Here is a 17,147-nt window from a genome sequence, read left to right as displayed (position 1 = left end):
GTGAGCCAATTATGCCTGTATCACCCCCACTGCGCCGCCCCCAGCAAACGTCCCTGCCGACTCTGCGCGTCCCACCAGACTACCCGCAGCAAGGGCGCCTGCTGAGCGATCAGGATGGCTTGCACCGGGTCGCTCTCCACAAAGTGGGTGCAGGCCAATTGCAATGTGGCAGTGGCTTTATGGGTGGCCACTTGCTCGGGTGTGTCGATGTAACGCTGAGTGTCACGCATGATCAATGGAGTGTCGCCATAGCCGTGGCGCCTCAGCCAGTCTTCAGTGCGGGCTCGGTCCATTTCCGGACGCCCCGTGACGATGGCTTTCACGGTGCCCAGCGCCGGCAGGTGCTCGAACGGTGCCAGTTGATCGCGCTGGCGCAGGGCGGCTTGCAGGTCTGCATTGTAGGTCTCTGGCGGGATGTCCGGCAGGAGGATGCCGTCCAGGTCGATGGCGTAGGCGTCGTACTCATGGTCCTGGGCCAAGTGGCCCGTGCGCCCGCCACGGGTTTCCTGCCAATGATCGCGATAGGCTTCGGTACGTGCCTGGCGCTCCCAGGGAAACTGCAGGAAGTAACCACGCCCATCGATGCCGTAGTCGGGGCGGGTCGCGCTGAGATCGTCGAAACCCGCCGTCAGGACCTTTACCTTCAAGCCCTGGCGTTGCAGGAAGTTGGAGCAATCCTTGAGCGTATGCCCCGTGCCGGCGATGTCCTCGCACAACAGCACTTTGCTGCCGGGTGGCGGAATCGGGATCGACGAGTCCCATGCCACGCCGCGGTCAGCGCGCTGATAGCGCAGAAACGCCGGGGCCACCCCGGTGACATGGGAGACCATCAGCGCCAGCGGCCCGCCACCGCGCAAAATGCCAATGACGCTGCTGAATGCTTCGTCCAGCAGCGCCGGTTGCAGGGAGGCAATCCAGCGATCCAGATGCTCGTAGGAGATGGGCAGTACGGGTCGGTTCAAGGGCGCGATCTTTTCGAAAGGAGCGGTGCCGAAGGTCGACACCTGTTTCGGAAAAACGCCTGGCCGCAACGTTTTATTCCCGGCTCACAGGCGATGAGACGCAAAAAATCAGCCTGCCGAAAGCCTGCTTTTCAGGGACATGCCCGCGTCTGAATGACCATCCATCGCCTCGCGTATCTCCAATCGAACCTATTAAAGCTCTCTCGACTCCACCTAACTGGAACCCTGATGGTGGAGAAGGATCATGGCTCAGCCATCGATTTTGGTATTGGAAGACGACGAGATCATTCGCTCGTTGATGGTGGATGTGCTGGAAGAATTCGGGGCGGTCGTGACGTCTTTTCCTTCGGCGGATGAAGGGATGATTTACCTGGAACAGGGCGACGATCCGGTGGACCTGATCGTCACCGATATACAGATGCCGGGCTTGCTCAATGGTTATGACCTGAGCCGTGTAGTCGCCCATCGCTGGCCGTCGGTGCCGGTGCTGCTCACCTCCGGCAACACCAAACTGGCCTCGCAATTGGGCGGTTCCGTGCGGTTCTTGCCCAAGCCGTGGAGCACCGAACGTTTGCTGGAGTGCGTGCAGACTGCATTGACTCAACCTCCTCTGCATTGATAGCGCTGCGACATCATTCAATCGAACTTCGCGACAGCCTGTGCGGTCAGTGGTAAGGCACGGAGCGACTTTTCTGATCCGCTGGTCAGCCTTTTCGCGTTGCGCGCTCAGTTGACGGCCATGAGTTGTGTAGAATCGTCGCCCATTTCCACGCGTCATTCATGGCCGCAAGGCCCACAGTTCGAGCTTACTGAATGCATTCACAGGCCCATGACGTTAGTGCGCCCTCATTGCTGGAAGCGTTGCGCACAGGCACGGCCCTGCTGCACACCGCGCTGGAAAAGCGCCTGCCGTTCTTTTCGGAGCGTCTGAATGCCGACGGGTATCGGCGCTTGTTGCAGGCCTACTACGGGTTTTATCAGCCCTTGGAAGCTGCGTTGTACGACTCAGGTTTGATCCCTGAAGGCTTCGACCAGGCACTGCGCGTGAAAACGCCTACCCTGCTGAATGATCTTCATGCCCTTGGCCTGAGCGAGACGGATATCCACGCCCTGCCCCGCTGTACCCGCCTGCCGGTTCTCGACTCGGCTGCCGCCTGCCTTGGCACGCTGTATGTGATCGAAGGCGCCACCTTGGGCGGCCAGGTGCTGCGCCGGGAAATGGCCCAACGCCTGAACCTGGATGCGCACAACGGTGCTGCATTTCTTGACGTGTATGGCGCCGAGACCGGTCGGCGCTGGAAGGATTTTCTCGATTATCTGGGCGCCCCGTCGCTGGATACAGCCGCCGCACAACACGCGGTGACCGCCGCCCGGTCGACATTCAGCTGCTTTGAGCAATGGCTCGAGAGCCAGGAGGTATTGCTATGAAACCCGAAGATTTTGAAGAGCTGCTTGCCAACTGCGCAGACGAGCCCATCCGCTTTCCCGGGGCGATCCAGCCCCATGGCGTGCTGCTGACGTTGTCGGAGCCTGATCTGCATATCATCCAGGTCAGCGCCAACGTCGGCACCTTGTTCAATCATGCCCCTGAAGCCCTGCTGGGCCAGCCGCTGCACACGCTGATCGGTGCCGAACATGCTCAGGCCGTGCAAACCATGGCCACGCAGAATACGTTTTTCGATGCACCACCGCTGCACGTCACGCTTAACGGTGGCGAGTTCGAAGGTTTGCTGCATCGCCATCAGGATGTGCTGGTGCTGGAGTTCGAGCCACTGCTCAAAAACTTTCAACCCCGGGCTCTGAATGGCCGCACCAGCAACCTGGGCAAAATGCTGCAACGCCTGCAGTCAGCGAAAACCCTGCAAGCGCTGTACGAAATCAGCGTGACTGAAATCCAGGCCATGACCGGTTACGACCGGGTGTTGATCTATCGCTTCGAAGAAGAAGGCCATGGCCAGGTCATCGCCGAAGCGTCGGCACCGTCCATGGAGCTTTTCAACGGGTTGTTCTTCCCCGCGTCCGACATCCCCGAACAAGCCCGCGAGTTGTATCGCACCAACTGGCTGCGCATCATCCCGAACGCATCTTACGAGCCAGTACCGTTGGTGCCCAAATTGCGTCCGGATACCGGCCAGCCGCTGGACTTGAGCTTCGCAACGTTACGCAGTGTGTCGCCGATCCACTGCCAGTACATGCAGAACATGGGCGTGTTGTCGTCCATGAGCATCTCGCTGATGAAGGGCGACAAGCTCTGGGGCCTGATCAGTTGCGGCAACCGCCAGCCGCTGCTGGTACCCAACGATCTGCGCACGGCGTGCCAGACCATTGGCCAGGTACTGTCGCTACAGATCAGCGCCATGGAGGCCCTGGACCTGAGTCGCCAGCGCGAAGAGAAAGTCGAAGCCCTGGCGCTCCTCGATCAAGCGATGAAACGTTCGGATGAAAACGTCTTCGACGGCCTGGCCCAGCAACCACAAGTGTTGATGGCCCTGACCCTGTCGGGAGGCGTGGCGATCATCGAAGACAAACAGCTGCACCGCTACGGCAACTGCCCGGAACCGGCGCAGATCCGCGCCCTGCATAAATGGCTGCAAGAAAGCGGCGAGCCCGTGTTCGCCAGCCACAATCTGGTCTCGGTCTACCCGCCTGCCGCCGAATTCCAGCAGGTGGCCAGCGGGGTATTGGCCATGAGCCTGCCCAAGCCGGTGGACAATGGCGTGCTGTGGTTTCGCCCGGAAGTGAAAGAGAACATCAATTGGAGCGGCGACCCGCAAAAGCCGTTGAACCTGGAAAATTCCGAAGCCGGCTTGCGCCTTCGCCCACGCACCTCGTTTGAAATCTGGAAGGTGGAAATGGCCGGTATTTCCACCAAGTGGAGCCATGGCGACCGTTTTGCGGCCAATGACCTGCGCCGTTCCGCGCTGGAAAACGATTTGGCGCGCCAAGTGCTGCGCGAGCAACAGGCCGTACGCGCCCGTGATGAACTGGTGGCCGTGGTGTCCCACGACCTGCGTAACCCGATGACCGTCATTTCCATGCTGTGCGGCATGATGCAAAAGGCCTTCAGCTCTGACGGCCCACACACATCGCGGCGGATTTCCTCGGCCATCGACACCATGCAACAGGCCGCCGGGCGCATGAACGTGCTGTTGGAAGACTTGCTCGACACCTCGAAAATCGAAGCCGGGCGCTATGTGGTCAAACCGGTGGCGCTGGATGTCGGCCAGATTTTCGAAGAGGCCTATTCACTGTTGGCGCCATTGGCGATGGAAAAAGGCATCGACCTGTCGTTCAACGCCGAGCCTGGCCTGCAGATCAATGCCGACCCGGAGCGTCTGTTCCAGGTGTTGTCCAACCTGATCGGCAACGCCATCAAGTTCACGCCACGCCAGGGCAATATCGGCATCAGCGCGATGAACAATGGCGAGGAAATCGTGTTTTCAGTCCGCGATTCGGGCGAAGGTATCGCCCCAGAACAACTGCCCCATGTGTTTGACCGTTACTGGACCCAGGCCGAAAACAACCCCACCGGCAGCGGCCTGGGCTTGTACATCACCCAAGGCATCGTCCAGGCCCACGGCGGCACCATCGTGGCCGAAAGTGAAGTGGGCCGTGGCAGTGAGTTCCGCTTTACAGTGCCGAAGGTGGCGGGGGATTCGCATACCTGACCGCCTCCCCTGTGTTGAGCCGGGCTTGCCCGCTCAACACAACAACCTCACGGCTAGACAGGCAACACCACCACCGCTTCCAAGCCGCCGCCCTGGCGTTCGGCCAGGGTCAGGGTGCCACCGTGCTCCAGCACAATTGCACGTGCGGTGGAAAGCCCGAGCCCAGTGCCGCCGGTGCTTTTGTTGCGTGAGCCTTCAAGGCGATAGAACGGCAGAAACACCTGTTCACGATGTTCAGCCGGGATACCCGGGCCACGGTCCAGCACGCGTACTACCACCTCTGTCGAGTTGTGCAGCAGCTCGATTTCAGGGGCCACGCCGTAGTGGATGGCGTTGTCCACCAGGTTGGTCATCACTCGCTTGAGCCCCAGGGGCCGGCCAAAGTAGACCAGCCGCGGCGGGCCGCGAAAGGTGATGTCGATGGCCTGGTCACGGTAGTCATCGATCAGGGTTTGCAACAGCTCCGCCAAGTCCAGTTGGGTCGCCTGTTCCAGGCGTGCATCATCACGGAAGAACGCCAGGGCGGTGTTGATCATCGCCTGCATTTCGTCGACATCACGAAACAAGCGCTGTTGCTGGTCGGCATCCTCGATGAACTCCCCGCGCAGACGCAAACGCGTCAAGGGTGCGCGCAGGTCATGGGAAATGGCGGCGAGCATCTGGGTGCGGTCCTGGATGAAGTGCCGCAACTGCGCCTGCATGCTGTTGAACGCAAGGATCGCTTGACGGATTTCGTGGGGCCCCACCGGCTCGATGGGCGGGGCGCGAAAATCGGCACCGAAGCGCCGCGCGCCTTGGGCGAAGTGTTGCAGCGGGCGCGCCAGGCGACGGGTCGCCACCAGAGTGACCAACGCTGTGGAAATCAACACCAACACCAGCACCACCACACTGCGTGCACCTTCGGACATGCCCCAACTGCGCGCAGAAGCGCTGAACATCAGCCAGGATTGATCCGGCAGTTGCACCAGCAACGCGTAGCGACCGTTATCACCGGGCCAGTCGGCGGGCTCATAACCTTCCATGGGCCGCGGCGGTCCCTGAAGCAGGTGCTTGAAGGCGTTCTCGCCCGAATGGAAGTTGGAGTCTTGCAGGACGGGTAAACCAAACACCTCGCGATGAACCGCCCAGTCCACGCCGAACCCCGGGTCGGCCATCGCCTGAGCCAGATACGTGCGCTGTTCGGGCGGCGATGCCTCGATGGCGCGCACCACCACGGCGATCTTTTCCAGCAGGCCGGTTTCGGTCAAGGGTGGCCGCGCCCAGACGCCCGCCAATTGCACGAACAAGGCGTTAAAGGCCAGCGCGGTCAACATCGCAATCAGGATGGTCAGCGCGATCCAGCGGGCCACGGTGTCACGCGGTCGCCGGCTCATGAACGGGTCACGCTGGCCGTGAACTGGTAACCGCCGTTACGCACGGTGCGGATCATCGCCGGACGCTTGGTATCGAACTCCAGCTTGCGGCGCAGCCGGCTGACCTGCACGTCGATGCTGCGGTCGAAGGCGTCGTGACAATGACCACGCGCCAGGTTCAGCAACTGTTCACGGGTCAGCACCCGCTGGGGATGCTCGACGAACACCAGCAGCAGGTCGAATTCGCCGGACGACAACGGGATCATCACCTGGTCCGGCGAACGCAACTCGCGGCGAGTGAGGTCCAGCTGCCAACCGGCAAAGCGGATCAACGGACGGGCGGCTTCACCCGGCGCAGGCCGGCTTTCACCCGCGCGGCGCAACACCGCACGCACCCTGGCCAGCAATTCGCGGGCGTCGAAAGGTTTGCTCAAGTAGTCGTCGGCGCCCATTTCCAGGCCGACGACACGGTCACTGAGTTCCCCCATGGCGGTAAGCATGATCACCGGCGTGGCGTATTGCTGGCGCAGGCGTTGGCACAGCAGCAGGCCGTTATCGCCGGGGAGCATCAGGTCGAGAATGATCAGGTCGGCGGGCCGGTGCTCCATCGCAGCCCACAGCTCGGCGCCACAGGCTGCGGTCTCGACCCCGTAGCCATGTTGCAGGAAAAATTTCTTCAACAGCGCGAGGACTTCAAGGTCATCGTCCACGATCAAAAGGTTGCTCACCGGCAGGCATGCCTCGGGTTGTTCGACGTGTCATCTAAAACCATTCGAGGCGGCCCGTCATATATTTCAATCGTGCAATAAAGCGACGAGCGCGCAATAAACCAGACATCTTTGCGCAAGACTTGGCTGCCAGCATCGGCCTCCCTTTTGCGGAGACTGTGCCCATGCGCTCGCTGACGTACCCCCAGCATCTGGCTCGCCAGGCCGTGCTGTTGCTGACTGTGTCTTACCTGACGGGCTGCGCAAGCCCTGCGCCTGTCACTCCCATCACCCACTGCGCACAGGTAGACCAACCGGTGTATGACCCAGCCGAGCCGGTCAACCGCGGGGTGTTCGCGTTCAACCGGGCTGTGGATAACTACGCCCTGGCACCGGTCGCCCGCGGTTACCGTTACCTGCCGGATTTTTTCCAGCAGGGTGTGCATAACTTTGCGCGCAACTTCAGCGAGCCCAAGGTGTTCATCAACGACCTGCTGCAAGGCAACCCGCGCCGCTCCATCAATACCCTGGGACGTTTTGCAGTCAACACCACCGTGGGCGTGGTGGGGCTGATCGACGTGTCGGATCGCCTGGGTATCCCGCGTCATTCCGCAGATTTCGGCCAGACTTTCGGCGTGTGGGGTATCGGCAACGGGCCGATTGTCGAGTTGCCGCTGCTGGGCACCGGCAACAGCCGCGATGCCGCCGGTAAAGTCCTGAGCTTCCTGGTGTCGCCGCTGGGCGATAGCGATACGGTGCAGACGCTGGGCACCATCAGCCTGGTGGGCGGTACGGTGGACACTCGCGCATCGTTGTTGCCACTGACCGACAGCCTGCAGAAGCTGCCGGACTATTACAGCGCATTGCGCAATGTGGTGGCACACAATCGTGCGGCCTTTGTGCGGGAGGGCAGGGACGGCTTGACCTCGCCCGAGACCGACAACTGCTCAAAAGGCGCTGGCGACGACTTCTGAAAGACGGCCGCCTGTGGCCGTCATATCTTGCAGCAGGACGTTTATGGCCGACCCGATCTGACCTCTATAAGTTTGGCCCCGCTTCGCTCCACAGAGCGAAACATCCATGACTTATTGAGGGAAACTTCCATGCTTGGCGCAATCAATCACACACTGGGCAACGTTCAATACCCCACACTGCAGCAGGATGATGCAGCGCCCCAGCGCACGAAGCGCAGCATTGATGAGACTCAGACCTTCCTGAGCGACGATAACCCGGGTGCAGAATCCAACGACCGAGGCCGGGGCACGGGAGGGAACAGGGGCAGGACCACAGGAGGCATCGACTCCCTGGGGCGCGGCTACCTCCTTTAACCCCCAACAAACGAAGGGCTGTGCACAGCCCTTCGTTTGCGCTTAACAAAACGATCACATTCGCCACGCTAACCTTGCCGGCTCAATCCAACAGGGAACCTCTGCCTGCATGCCGTCCTCCGCCCCGCTCCCCGCCGTATTGGCCGGCCCCTTGCTGCGACGTCTGGAACCTCGGCGACTGGTGCTGTGGCTGGTGGGCAGCCGGGCGCTGGAACTGACGCTCGAACTGCATCTGCCGACCAGGCTCCTGTCGATCAACCTCGACCACTGCCGCGTTATCCCCGTGGGGCGCCATGCGTTCATTCACCTGGTCGATGTGTTGCTGGACGAGGACCTGCCCCAGGACGTAGTCCTTGAATATGACCTGCTCATCGACGGCACCGGCATCGCCGAATGGGCCCCGCACCTGCTCTACACCAACACCCCTCGCCCGAGTTTCGTGCTCCATAGTCGCCTTCACCAATTGGTCCACGGCTCCTGCCGCAAACCCCACCACCGTGCCGACGAGGGCCTGCTGTGCGTCGATCGCCTGCTGGCCGAAGCCAGTAGCCCGTCCGAACGCCCGGCCTTGCTGATGATGAGCGGCGACCAGGTGTACGCCGACGACGTGGCCGGCCCCATGCTGCGCGCCATCCATGCGCTGATCACACGCCTGGGTTTATTCGATGAATACCTGGACGGCGCCGTGGTCAGCGACAGCGCCAGCCTCTACGGCCATCGCGCCAGCTACTACCAGCGCGCCGACCTGCTGCCGGCACTGGCCAGTAATGCGACGCTGCGCGAGCGCTTCTTCGGTGGCGTGAAAAAACCTATCTTCACCAGCAGCACGGCGGACAACCACCTGGTAACCTTCGCCGAAGTGCTGGCGATGTACCTGCTGGTGTGGTCGCCTGTGCCCTGGAGCCTCATCGCCCCACAGCCACCGATATTGAGTGCCGAAGCACAACAACGTTATGCCCGCGAGCAAGCGCAGCTCGATCACTTTCGCGAGGGCCTGCCAGGGGTCGCACGGGTATTCGCGCACCTGTCGACACTGATGATCTTCGACGACCACGACATCACCGACGACTGGAACCTCAGCGCCCAGTGGGAGCAGACCGCCTACGGGCACCCGTTCTCCAAGCGCATCATCGGCAACGCCTTGCTCGCTTATCTCTTGTGCCAGGGCTGGGGCAACCAGCCGGAGGTGTTCGACGGGTTGCTGGACCAGACACTGGCCTTGACCACCCAGGCCTGCGACAACCATCTGGACGCGAACACCCAGGATGATCTGCTCGACGCCCTGCTGAAGTTCCAGCAGTGGCACTACGTATTGCCCACCCGCCCGGCCCTGGTGGTGCTCGACACCCGCACCCGGCGCTGGCGCAGCGAGCACGCCTTGCACCAACCCTCCGGCCTGCTGGACTGGGAAGCCTTGAGCGAACTGCAACAGGCACTGCTTGACCACCCGTCGGCCATCATCGTTTCCCCTGCGCCGGTCTTTGGCGTGAAATTGATCGAGACCGTGCAGAAAATCTTCAGTTGGTGCGGCCATCCGCTGCTGGTGGACGCCGAAAACTGGATGGCCCATCGCGGCGCCGCCCAGGTCATCCTCAACATCTTTCGCCACTCCCGTACACCGGGCAACTACGTGATCCTCTCCGGTGACGTGCACTATTCGTTCGTCTACGAAGTGCTGGTCCGCCATCGCAACGCTGGCCCAAAAATCTGGCAGATCACCAGCAGCGGCATCAAGAACGAATTCCCGCCGCGCCTGCTGGACTGGTTCGACCGCCTTAACCGCTGGCTCTACTCACCCCGCTCGCCCCTCAACCGCTTCACCCGCCGACGCCCCTTGCAGGTAGTGCCGTATACGCCGGAACATGCCCGGGCAGGCGAGCGGTTGTGGAATTCGGCGGGGATTGGCCAGGTGTTCTTCAACGAACAGGGCCAGCCTGAAACCATTTATCAGTACAACGCCAATGGCAAACCCCGCACCCGCATGCTGCCACCGCAGTGATCAACAGCACATATGTCCTATCCCAATCGCCTTGCACCCGTTGTACAGTAGCCCCAGCCACGGAGTATCGGCATTAAAACTGACAGGCGCTGGAGCCCGCTCACGCAAGGAGCATGCGAATGGACGATATTCCCGATACCCCGCCATTGAGCCATGACTGCGCTCATCTCAATGCCGACATGCTGCACACCATCCTCGAGCTGGTCAGCGACGGCATCTGGGACTGGAACGCCAATACCGGATTCGTCTACCGCAACCCGGGCTGGTACGAAATGCTGGGCTACCCCCGCCATGCCCTGGCCAACACCGTGTTCACCTGGGAAAACGTGATCCATCCCGATGACTATCCTCAGGTCATGACACTGTTCGATGACTACATCCACCGTCGCGCGCCCCATTACCAAATCGAATACCGCTGCCGCAAGAAAGATGGCACCTACCTGTGGATCGAAGACCGTGGCTACGTCATTGCACGCAACGCCGACGGCTCAGTGGCGCGCATGGTCGGCGCCCACCGGGATATCCATGCACGCAAGCACTCCATCGAACTGCTCGAACAGCGCAATCAGTCCCTGGAAGCGCTGGTGGCCGAGCGCACGCGCGAGTTGTCGCGGGTCAACCTGCAACTGCAATTGCAACTGGACGAGAACCGCTTCCTGGCCGAGCGTGATGCCCTGACGCGCGTGGCCAACCGCTATCGCCTGGAAAAGGTTCTGCTGGAGGCCACTGATCGAGCCGAGCGCTTTCGCTTGCCACTGGCACTGATCGCCATGGACATCGATGATTTCAAACCGATCAATGACCGCTATGGCCACAGCGTCGGTGACCAGACGCTGGTACGGGTTGCAGAGGCCCTGGAAAGTCGCATGCGCCCCGACGACCTGCTGGCCCGTTGGGGCGGCGATGAATTCATGGTGGTGCTGCCTGACAGCTCACTGGAGGACGCGCGCGCGCAGGCCGAGACGCTTCGCCGGCAGGTCAGGAACACCCCGGTGTCCAGCGATTTCCGGGTGACCCTGAGCCTGGGCGTGGCCGAGCGCCGTCCGGGAGAGTCCCCCGTCGACCTGATGGCGCGCGCCGATCAGGCGTTGTACCGCGCCAAGGCAAAGGGCAAGGACAGCGTGTCCGTGTAACGCCTGCAGGCTTATCGAACCGGCGGCGCGTACTGGATGCCGCCATCGCTCCACAACGCATTGAGCCCGCGCTTGATCTTCAGCACGCTGCCCTGGCCAATGTTGCGCTCGAAGACCTCGCCATAGTTCCCCACCTGCTTGACGATCTGCACTACCCAGTCCTTGCGCAGCTTGAGGTCCTTGCCGTATTCCCCGTCGGCGCCCAACAGTCGCGCGATGTCCGGGTTCTTGGTGGTTCTGGCCTGTTCTTCGACGTTCTGCGAGGTAATGCCCATCTCCTCGGCGTTGATCATCGCGAACAGGGTCCACTTGACGATGCTGAACCACTCGTCATCGCCCTTGCGCACCAGCGGCCCCAAAGGCTCCTTGGAGATGACTTCCGGCAGCACCACAAACTCGTCGGGGTGGGCCATCTTGATGCGTTGCGCGTAGAGGCCTGATTGGTCGGTGGTCAGCACATCGCAGCGCCCCGACTCCAGGCCCTTGGCGCTTTCATCGGCAGTGTCGAAAGTGATCGGCGTGTACTTCATGCCGTGGGTGCGAAAGTAATCAGAAACATTAAGTTCAGTGGTGGTGCCGGCCTGCAGGCACACGGTGGCGCCGTCCAGTTGTTTGGCCGCCGTGACACCCAATTTGGTGTTCACCAGAAAGCCGATACCGTCGTAATAGGTCACGCCGGTGAACACCAGGCCCATGCCCGCATCGCGGGAGCTGGTCCAGGTGGTGTTGCGGGATATCACGTCGACCTCGCCCGATTGCAGCGCAGTGAAACGCTCCTTGGCGGTCAACTGACTGAACTTGACCTTCGAGGCATCGCCGAACACGGCAGCGGCGACGGCATGGCACACGTCCACATCGATGCCGATCATCTTGCCCTTGCTGTCCGGCACGCCGAAGCCCGGCAAACCGTCGCTGACGCCGCACTGGATGAAACCCTTTTTCTGGATGGCGTCCAACGTTGTACCCGCCTGGGCGCCGGCAGCCAGGCCCAGGGTTGCGGCGGCGATAATGGCGGCCAAGGTGGTCTTGAGGTTTTTCATGCGAGGCACTCCCTGCGAACTTTATTATTCGGCGCTGCACAGCCCGCGCCGGTTTATAGTGCTGGCGGGCAGTATCGACGGCTTTACACCGCTGCCACAAACGACCTTTAGGCAAAGGCTCCTTCCGATTTGGAATGAACTGCATGATTTCAAAACGCTTGACCCCTTCGATGACGGCCTTGCAGTGCTTCGAAGCCGCCGCCCGCCACCTGAGTTTCACCCGCGCCGCCGAAGAGCTGCACCTCACCCAGAGCGCGGTGAGCAAGCAGGTGGCCCAGCTGGAAGAAATGCTCTGCCACAACCTGTTCGAACGGGTGCGCCAGCGCCTGTACCTGTCGCCGGCCGGCGCGCTGTACCTGGCCGAAGTGCGCAAGATCCTCAACCAGGTGGATATCTCCAGCCGCTATATCCTCACCTACGGCGGCGAGACCGAAGTGCTGCGCATCGCCACCCAACCCACCTTCGGTGATCGCTGGCTGGTGCCCAAGCTCAAGGACTTCGCCGCCCGGCACCCGACCATTCACCTGGACGTGCGCAACGAGCTGGAGCCCTTCGACGTACTGCAAGCCAAGGCCGATATTGCGTTTTTCTTTGGCCAGGGTGCGTGGCCGGGTGCGACGTGCATCGAGCTGTTTCGCGAAGCCGTGGTACCGGTGTGCGCGCCGGGTTTTGTCGCGCCGGGCAGCGACGCCTCGTCCCATCACACCCTGTTGCAATGCACTTCACGCCCGGAGGCCTGGCATGAATGGTTCCTGGAGCAGGGCCTGCATTCGCAGAACAGCTACCACGGGCCGCGCTTCGACACGTTCTACATGTGCATTCGCGCCGCGCAATCGGGATACGGCGTGGCGCTGGTGCCGCAATACCTGGTGGCCGAAGAACTGGCCGCGGGCAGTTTGACGATCCCCTGGGACTACGCGATGCCCAGCGCCGGTGCGCACTTCATCGCCCATGCCGAGCATGCCGGCGACATCCCCAAGGTGAAGGCTTTCCTGAAGTGGATGGTCGACTATGTGAAGGCACATCCCGACTTTCAGTCATGACCCGGCGACTTTATTTCGTTTGCGGCAAGGGCAGGCGCCCGGCTTAGATAAAAAGAAGCCCGCCCTTGCCGAGTCCGAGAGTCATGAGCCGCGAAACCATCAGCCAGTCGATTTCCATCGTTCACCCCATCAGCCTCAGCCACGGCAAGAACGCCGAAGTCTGGGACACGGCGGGCAAACGCTACATCGACTTTGTCGGCGGCATCGGGGTGCTCAACCTCGGGCATTGTCACCCGGGCGTCGTGGAGGCGATTCGCGAACAAGCCACCCGTCTGACCCACTACGCCTTCAACGCTGCGCCCCATGCGCCCTACCTCGAACTGATGGATCGCCTGACGGGGTTCATTCCGGTGAGCTACCCGGTCAGCGGCATGCTCACCAACAGCGGGGCGGAAGCGGCGGAAAACGCCTTGAAGATCGTGCGCGGCGCTACGGGCCGTACGGCGGTGATCGCCTTCGACGGCGCCTTCCACGGCCGCACCCTGGCCACCCTCAACCTCAATGGCAAGGTCGCTCCCTACAAGCAAAAAGTCGGCGTACTGCCCGGCCCGGTGTACCACCTGCCCTACCCCAGCGCCGACAACGGCGTGACCTGCGCTGAAGCGCTCAAGGCCATGGACCGCCTGTTCAGCGTGGAACTGGATGTCGACGATGTAGCCTGTTTCATCATCGAGCCGGTGCAGGGCGAAGGCGGTTTCCTGGCCCTGGACGTCGAGTTCGCCCAGGCCCTGCGGCGCTTCTGCGACGAGAAAAACATCCTGCTGATCGCCGATGAAATCCAGTCGGGGTTCGGTCGCACCGGCGCGCGTTTCGCCTTCTCGCGCCTGGGCATCGAGCCGGACCTGCTCCTGCTCGGCAAAAGCATTGCCGGCGGCGTGCCGCTGGGCGCCGTGGTGGGCCGCAAGACGTTGCTCGACAACCTGCCCAAGGGCGGCCTGGGTGGCACCTACTCGGGCAACCCCATCGCGTGCGCGGCGGCGCTGGCCACCCTCGATGCAATGACCGACGAGCACCTGAGCGCCTGGGGCTCGCAGCAGGAAGAAGCCATCGTCAGCCGCTATGAACAATGGCATGCGCAAAGGCTGTCGCCCTACCTGGGTCGTCTTACCGGTGTCGGCGCCATGCGCGGCATCGAACTGGCCCACGCCGACGGCAGCCCCGCGCCCCGGCAACTCAGCCAACTGCTCAGCCTGGCACGGGACGCGGGGTTGCTGCTGATGCCCAGCGGCAAGTCGCGGCACATCATCCGCCTGTTGGCGCCACTGACCATTGAGCTGGCGGTGCTGGAAGAGGGGTTGGATCGGCTTGAGGCGTGCCTCAGGCAATTGAGTTAACAACGGGCATCAACAGGGCGACTGCCGTGGACTTGCAAGTCAGAACCGAATGGCTGATCGAGCAGAGCACTTGACCGTTGATAAGATGCCGCTTGAGAACATGTACTTATTTCTGTACGTTCCGCTCATCAACCTAGGACATGATTATGGAAACCATCAACTACACCAAAGCCCGCGCTCATCTATCCGACACGATGGATCGGGTAAACGAAGATCACATCCCGCTGCTGCTGACCCGACAAAAAGGCGAACCCGTAGTGATGATTTCCCTATCAGAATTCAATGCGCTCGAAGAGACGGCTTATCTGTTGCGCTCGCCTAAAAATGCCGAGCGCCTCATCAACTCGATCAACAGTTTGCGAGGCGGTAAAGCCAAACCAAGGCGGTTGATAGAAGAATGAAAATTCTGTTTACCCCCGAGGGATGGGACGACTATCTCTGGTTTCAACAAAACGACAAAGCAGGGCTCAAGCGAATAAACCTGCTGATCAAGGCTATCCAAAGAGATCCGTTTGACGGCGTTGGCAAGCCCGAACCCCTCAAACACAACCTGAGTGGTTTCTGGTCACGACGAATCACTGCCGAGCATCGCCTTGTGTATGGATTCGAAGACGATGAGGTGCAAATCCTGATGTGCCGCTATCACTACTGACAGCCGGCTGCCTTGACCTGACTCCCCTCCCCCCTGAAAATGCCCGACGCTTTTTTCCGTTTACTGAAGTAGTGAAATTTCAATGTCCGATTCGTACACCGAAGAATCCGCCGAAGCCCTCGTGGTCACCTTGCAATCCAAGGCCCAATACGAAAACGCCATCAATCTTTCACAGCATGTGCCTGCGGCCAAGATCATCAGTGAGATGGTGCTGGACGCCTTTCACACCTCCAAAGAAAGCGACCAGATCCGCGAACTGCGCGCGGCCATTCGCCAGGCCCATGACGCCTTCGATGACGACAAGGCCTACGAGCTGATGGGCCAGCTCAAGCAATTGAAGGACGCCGAAGCCGCCGACAACGCCGCCCTGGAAAACCTCAGCAGCCAGTTCTCGATCAGCCGCATCCTGTCCAGCTTCAAGGACGACCCGGCATTTCAGGAACTGGTCTACGGCCTGGCCCTCAAGGTGCTGAACCAGAGCCACCAGGCCATCAGCAACCCGAGCGCCGGCAAGAGCAAGGCCGCACGGGCCAAGAAAGACACCGAAGTGTTCGTGATCAGCAAGGATGGCATCAGCGTCACCCTGCCGCTGCGCACGCCACGCTCCAAGCCCAGCGTCGACCGCGAAGCCTTCGAGTTCCTCGGCTTCGCGTTCGTGGGTGAAGGCAACGACGCCGAGCTGGAAAGCGAAACCTTCGTCGACAACAGTGGCGTGGAGCAGCCGGTCACCCGCAAGAGCATCATCACCGCCCTGCAACAGCAAAGCGCCTTTGACGGTTACGCCATCGCCGCTCAGTAACCTGTTGACGCTACAACGTGCGCAGGATGCTCACGGCCTGCTCCACCTGCTGTAGCGTCACGTGCCGACCCACCGAAGCGCGCACGAAATGTGTCGCGCCCAGGTCCTTGAGCAATAACGGCGTATGGGCGGCGGTGCCCGCCCACAGGTTGAGGCCCAACTCGCGGGCCTGGCCGACAAACGCCTTGGCCGCCAGGTTACGCGGTACGAACGAGGCAATCCCGGTTTGCCGAAACTGGTCGCACATCAGTTGCAACCGGGGCATGCGCCAGAGCTCCTGCACCAGCAGGGCATAGGGCTCGGTGTTCACCTCGGCCTCCACCTGCGCGAACTCCTGCAATGCCGTGTGCAATCCCACCAACGCCGAAAAACTCTTCTCGGCAATCTCCAATACCCGCGCCCCCGCTACCTCCACCCGGTTGACCTGGCCGTCGGTGCTGGCGGCGTGCAGGTCGGCGAAATTCAATCGCAGCCGGTTGAGCAAGCGCGGCGAGACATAAGCAATGCCGCTGCCACGCGGACCGCAGAGAAACTTGCGACCGGCGCCGGTCAGCAGGTCACAGTGGATATCCCGCACGTTAAGCGGCAATTGCCCCAGGGACTGGCAGGCATCCACCACATACAGCGCGCCGGAGTCCTTGAGCAGCGCGCCCAACGCTTGCACCGGGTTGATCACCCCGCAGCACGATGGCAGGTGCGACACGCTGACCAGAAACACCTCGTCATCCAGGTGGCGGCGCACCCAATCCAGGTCCAAGGGGCTGGTCGGCGTGGTGGGGATCACTTCGACGCGAATCTCGCGCGACTGCTTGAGGTAATTGAAAAAGATCAGGTTCGCCGCGTATTCCGACGTCGACACCCACACCCGCGCGCCCCTTGGAAACTCCAGCTTGCCAAGGATGCTGGTCCAGGCTTCGGTGGCACTGCTGAAGAACGCGATGTCCGACGGCTGCGCATTCAGCAGCCCGGCAGCGACGCGATACAGGTCGACATTGAGCAACGTGTCGTAGGCCAGTTCAGTCTCGTAGCTGCCGATACGCGCCTCACTGGCGGTGAAACGCTGCATGGCGTCCAGAGTCGCCGGGGACATCAGGCCCGCGCCGGCGGTGTTCAAATGCACAAGGTTCATC

At 61.5% G+C, this 17,147-nt stretch carries 16 protein-coding genes; 11 read left to right on the top strand and 5 right to left on the bottom strand.

Annotated features, from left to right (window positions below; translation table 11 throughout):
* Positions 1-20 precede the first annotated feature (20 nt).
* Positions 21-962: a phosphoribosyltransferase family protein gene (locus ACW9IB_RS05335; protein WP_457412644.1), complete on the bottom strand. Its 942-nt coding sequence runs from the start codon at positions 960-962 to the stop codon at positions 21-23.
* Positions 963-1,206: 244 nt separating this feature from the next.
* Between ACW9IB_RS05335 and ACW9IB_RS05330 the strand changes: the two genes are divergently transcribed.
* The 3 genes from ACW9IB_RS05330 (at position 1,207) to ACW9IB_RS05320 (ending at position 4,630) form a co-directional block, all read left to right on the top strand.
* Positions 1,207-1,581: a response regulator gene (locus ACW9IB_RS05330; protein WP_457365826.1), complete on the top strand. Its 375-nt coding sequence runs from the start codon at positions 1,207-1,209 to the stop codon at positions 1,579-1,581.
* 194 nt (positions 1,582-1,775) lie between these two features.
* Positions 1,776-2,390, top strand: coding sequence for a biliverdin-producing heme oxygenase (locus ACW9IB_RS05325; protein WP_457412643.1), 615 nt, complete (start codon positions 1,776-1,778; stop codon positions 2,388-2,390).
* Positions 2,387-4,630, top strand: coding sequence for an ATP-binding protein (locus ACW9IB_RS05320; RefSeq protein ID WP_457412641.1), 2,244 nt, complete (start codon positions 2,387-2,389; stop codon positions 4,628-4,630). Before ACW9IB_RS05325 ends, ACW9IB_RS05320 begins: the two co-directional genes overlap by 4 nt.
* A gap of 53 nt (positions 4,631-4,683) precedes the next feature.
* Here ACW9IB_RS05320 and ACW9IB_RS05315 read toward each other — a convergent pair whose 3' ends face one another.
* Together ACW9IB_RS05315 and ACW9IB_RS05310 are read right to left on the bottom strand one after the other, a co-directional pair.
* Positions 4,684-6,003 carry a HAMP domain-containing sensor histidine kinase gene (locus ACW9IB_RS05315; RefSeq protein WP_457412640.1) on the bottom strand — a complete coding sequence of 440 codons (1,320 nt, stop codon included), beginning with the start codon at positions 6,001-6,003 and terminating at the stop codon, positions 4,684-4,686.
* Positions 6,000-6,710, bottom strand: coding sequence for a response regulator (locus tag ACW9IB_RS05310; protein WP_457412639.1), 711 nt, complete (start codon positions 6,708-6,710; stop codon positions 6,000-6,002). Before ACW9IB_RS05310 ends, ACW9IB_RS05315 begins: the two co-directional genes overlap by 4 nt.
* 164 nt (positions 6,711-6,874) lie before the next feature.
* On the opposite strand from ACW9IB_RS05310, the gene ACW9IB_RS05305 reads away from it, so the two are divergent.
* From ACW9IB_RS05305 to ACW9IB_RS05295, 3 genes are all read left to right on the top strand, one after another.
* Positions 6,875-7,663 (top strand): MlaA family lipoprotein, encoded by a 789-nt coding sequence (locus ACW9IB_RS05305; protein ID WP_457412638.1) that lies wholly within the window; start codon positions 6,875-6,877, stop codon positions 7,661-7,663.
* Between the two features lie 463 nt (positions 7,664-8,126).
* A complete protein-coding gene (locus ACW9IB_RS05300; protein ID WP_457412637.1) occupies positions 8,127-10,016 on the top strand; it encodes an alkaline phosphatase D family protein in 1,890 nt (629 codons plus the stop codon).
* 119 nt (positions 10,017-10,135) lie between these two features.
* Positions 10,136-11,149, top strand: coding sequence for a diguanylate cyclase (locus ACW9IB_RS05295; protein ID WP_457412636.1), 1,014 nt, complete (start codon positions 10,136-10,138; stop codon positions 11,147-11,149).
* 11 nt (positions 11,150-11,160) lie between these two features.
* On the opposite strand, the gene ACW9IB_RS05290 is transcribed toward ACW9IB_RS05295, so the two are convergent.
* Positions 11,161-12,189, bottom strand: coding sequence for an amino acid ABC transporter substrate-binding protein (locus tag ACW9IB_RS05290; protein WP_457412634.1), 1,029 nt, complete (start codon positions 12,187-12,189; stop codon positions 11,161-11,163).
* Between the two features lie 143 nt (positions 12,190-12,332).
* Here ACW9IB_RS05290 and ACW9IB_RS05285 point away from each other — a divergent pair, with 143 nt between their 5' ends.
* The 5 genes from ACW9IB_RS05285 (at position 12,333) to ACW9IB_RS05265 (ending at position 16,017) form a co-directional block, all read left to right on the top strand.
* Positions 12,333-13,232, top strand: coding sequence for a LysR substrate-binding domain-containing protein (locus tag ACW9IB_RS05285; RefSeq protein ID WP_457365835.1), 900 nt, complete (start codon positions 12,333-12,335; stop codon positions 13,230-13,232).
* 83 nt (positions 13,233-13,315) lie between these two features.
* Positions 13,316-14,566, top strand: a complete 1,251-nt coding sequence (locus ACW9IB_RS05280) for a 2-aminoadipate transaminase (RefSeq protein WP_457412633.1) — start codon at positions 13,316-13,318, stop codon at positions 14,564-14,566.
* A gap of 146 nt (positions 14,567-14,712) precedes the next feature.
* Positions 14,713-14,967, top strand: coding sequence for a type II toxin-antitoxin system prevent-host-death family antitoxin (locus ACW9IB_RS05275; RefSeq protein WP_457365837.1), 255 nt, complete (start codon positions 14,713-14,715; stop codon positions 14,965-14,967).
* Positions 14,964-15,218: a Txe/YoeB family addiction module toxin gene (locus ACW9IB_RS05270; RefSeq protein WP_457412631.1), complete on the top strand. Its 255-nt coding sequence runs from the start codon at positions 14,964-14,966 to the stop codon at positions 15,216-15,218. Before ACW9IB_RS05275 ends, ACW9IB_RS05270 begins: the two co-directional genes overlap by 4 nt.
* An 82-nt stretch (positions 15,219-15,300) precedes the next feature.
* Positions 15,301-16,017 carry a hypothetical protein gene (locus tag ACW9IB_RS05265; protein ID WP_457412629.1) on the top strand — a complete coding sequence of 239 codons (717 nt, stop codon included), beginning with the start codon at positions 15,301-15,303 and terminating at the stop codon, positions 16,015-16,017.
* A gap of 10 nt (positions 16,018-16,027) precedes the next feature.
* Here ACW9IB_RS05265 and ACW9IB_RS05260 read toward each other — a convergent pair whose 3' ends face one another.
* Entirely contained in the window at positions 16,028-17,146 is a 1,119-nt protein-coding gene (locus ACW9IB_RS05260; RefSeq protein ID WP_457365839.1) for an aminotransferase class V-fold PLP-dependent enzyme, read from the bottom strand.
* Position 17,147 lies beyond the last annotated feature (1 nt).

It is taken from the genome of Pseudomonas sp. SDO524_S393, assembly GCF_054071875.1.
The sequence above is the reverse complement of the archived record's forward strand: the minus strand, read 5'-3'. Positions and strand labels throughout refer to the sequence as shown.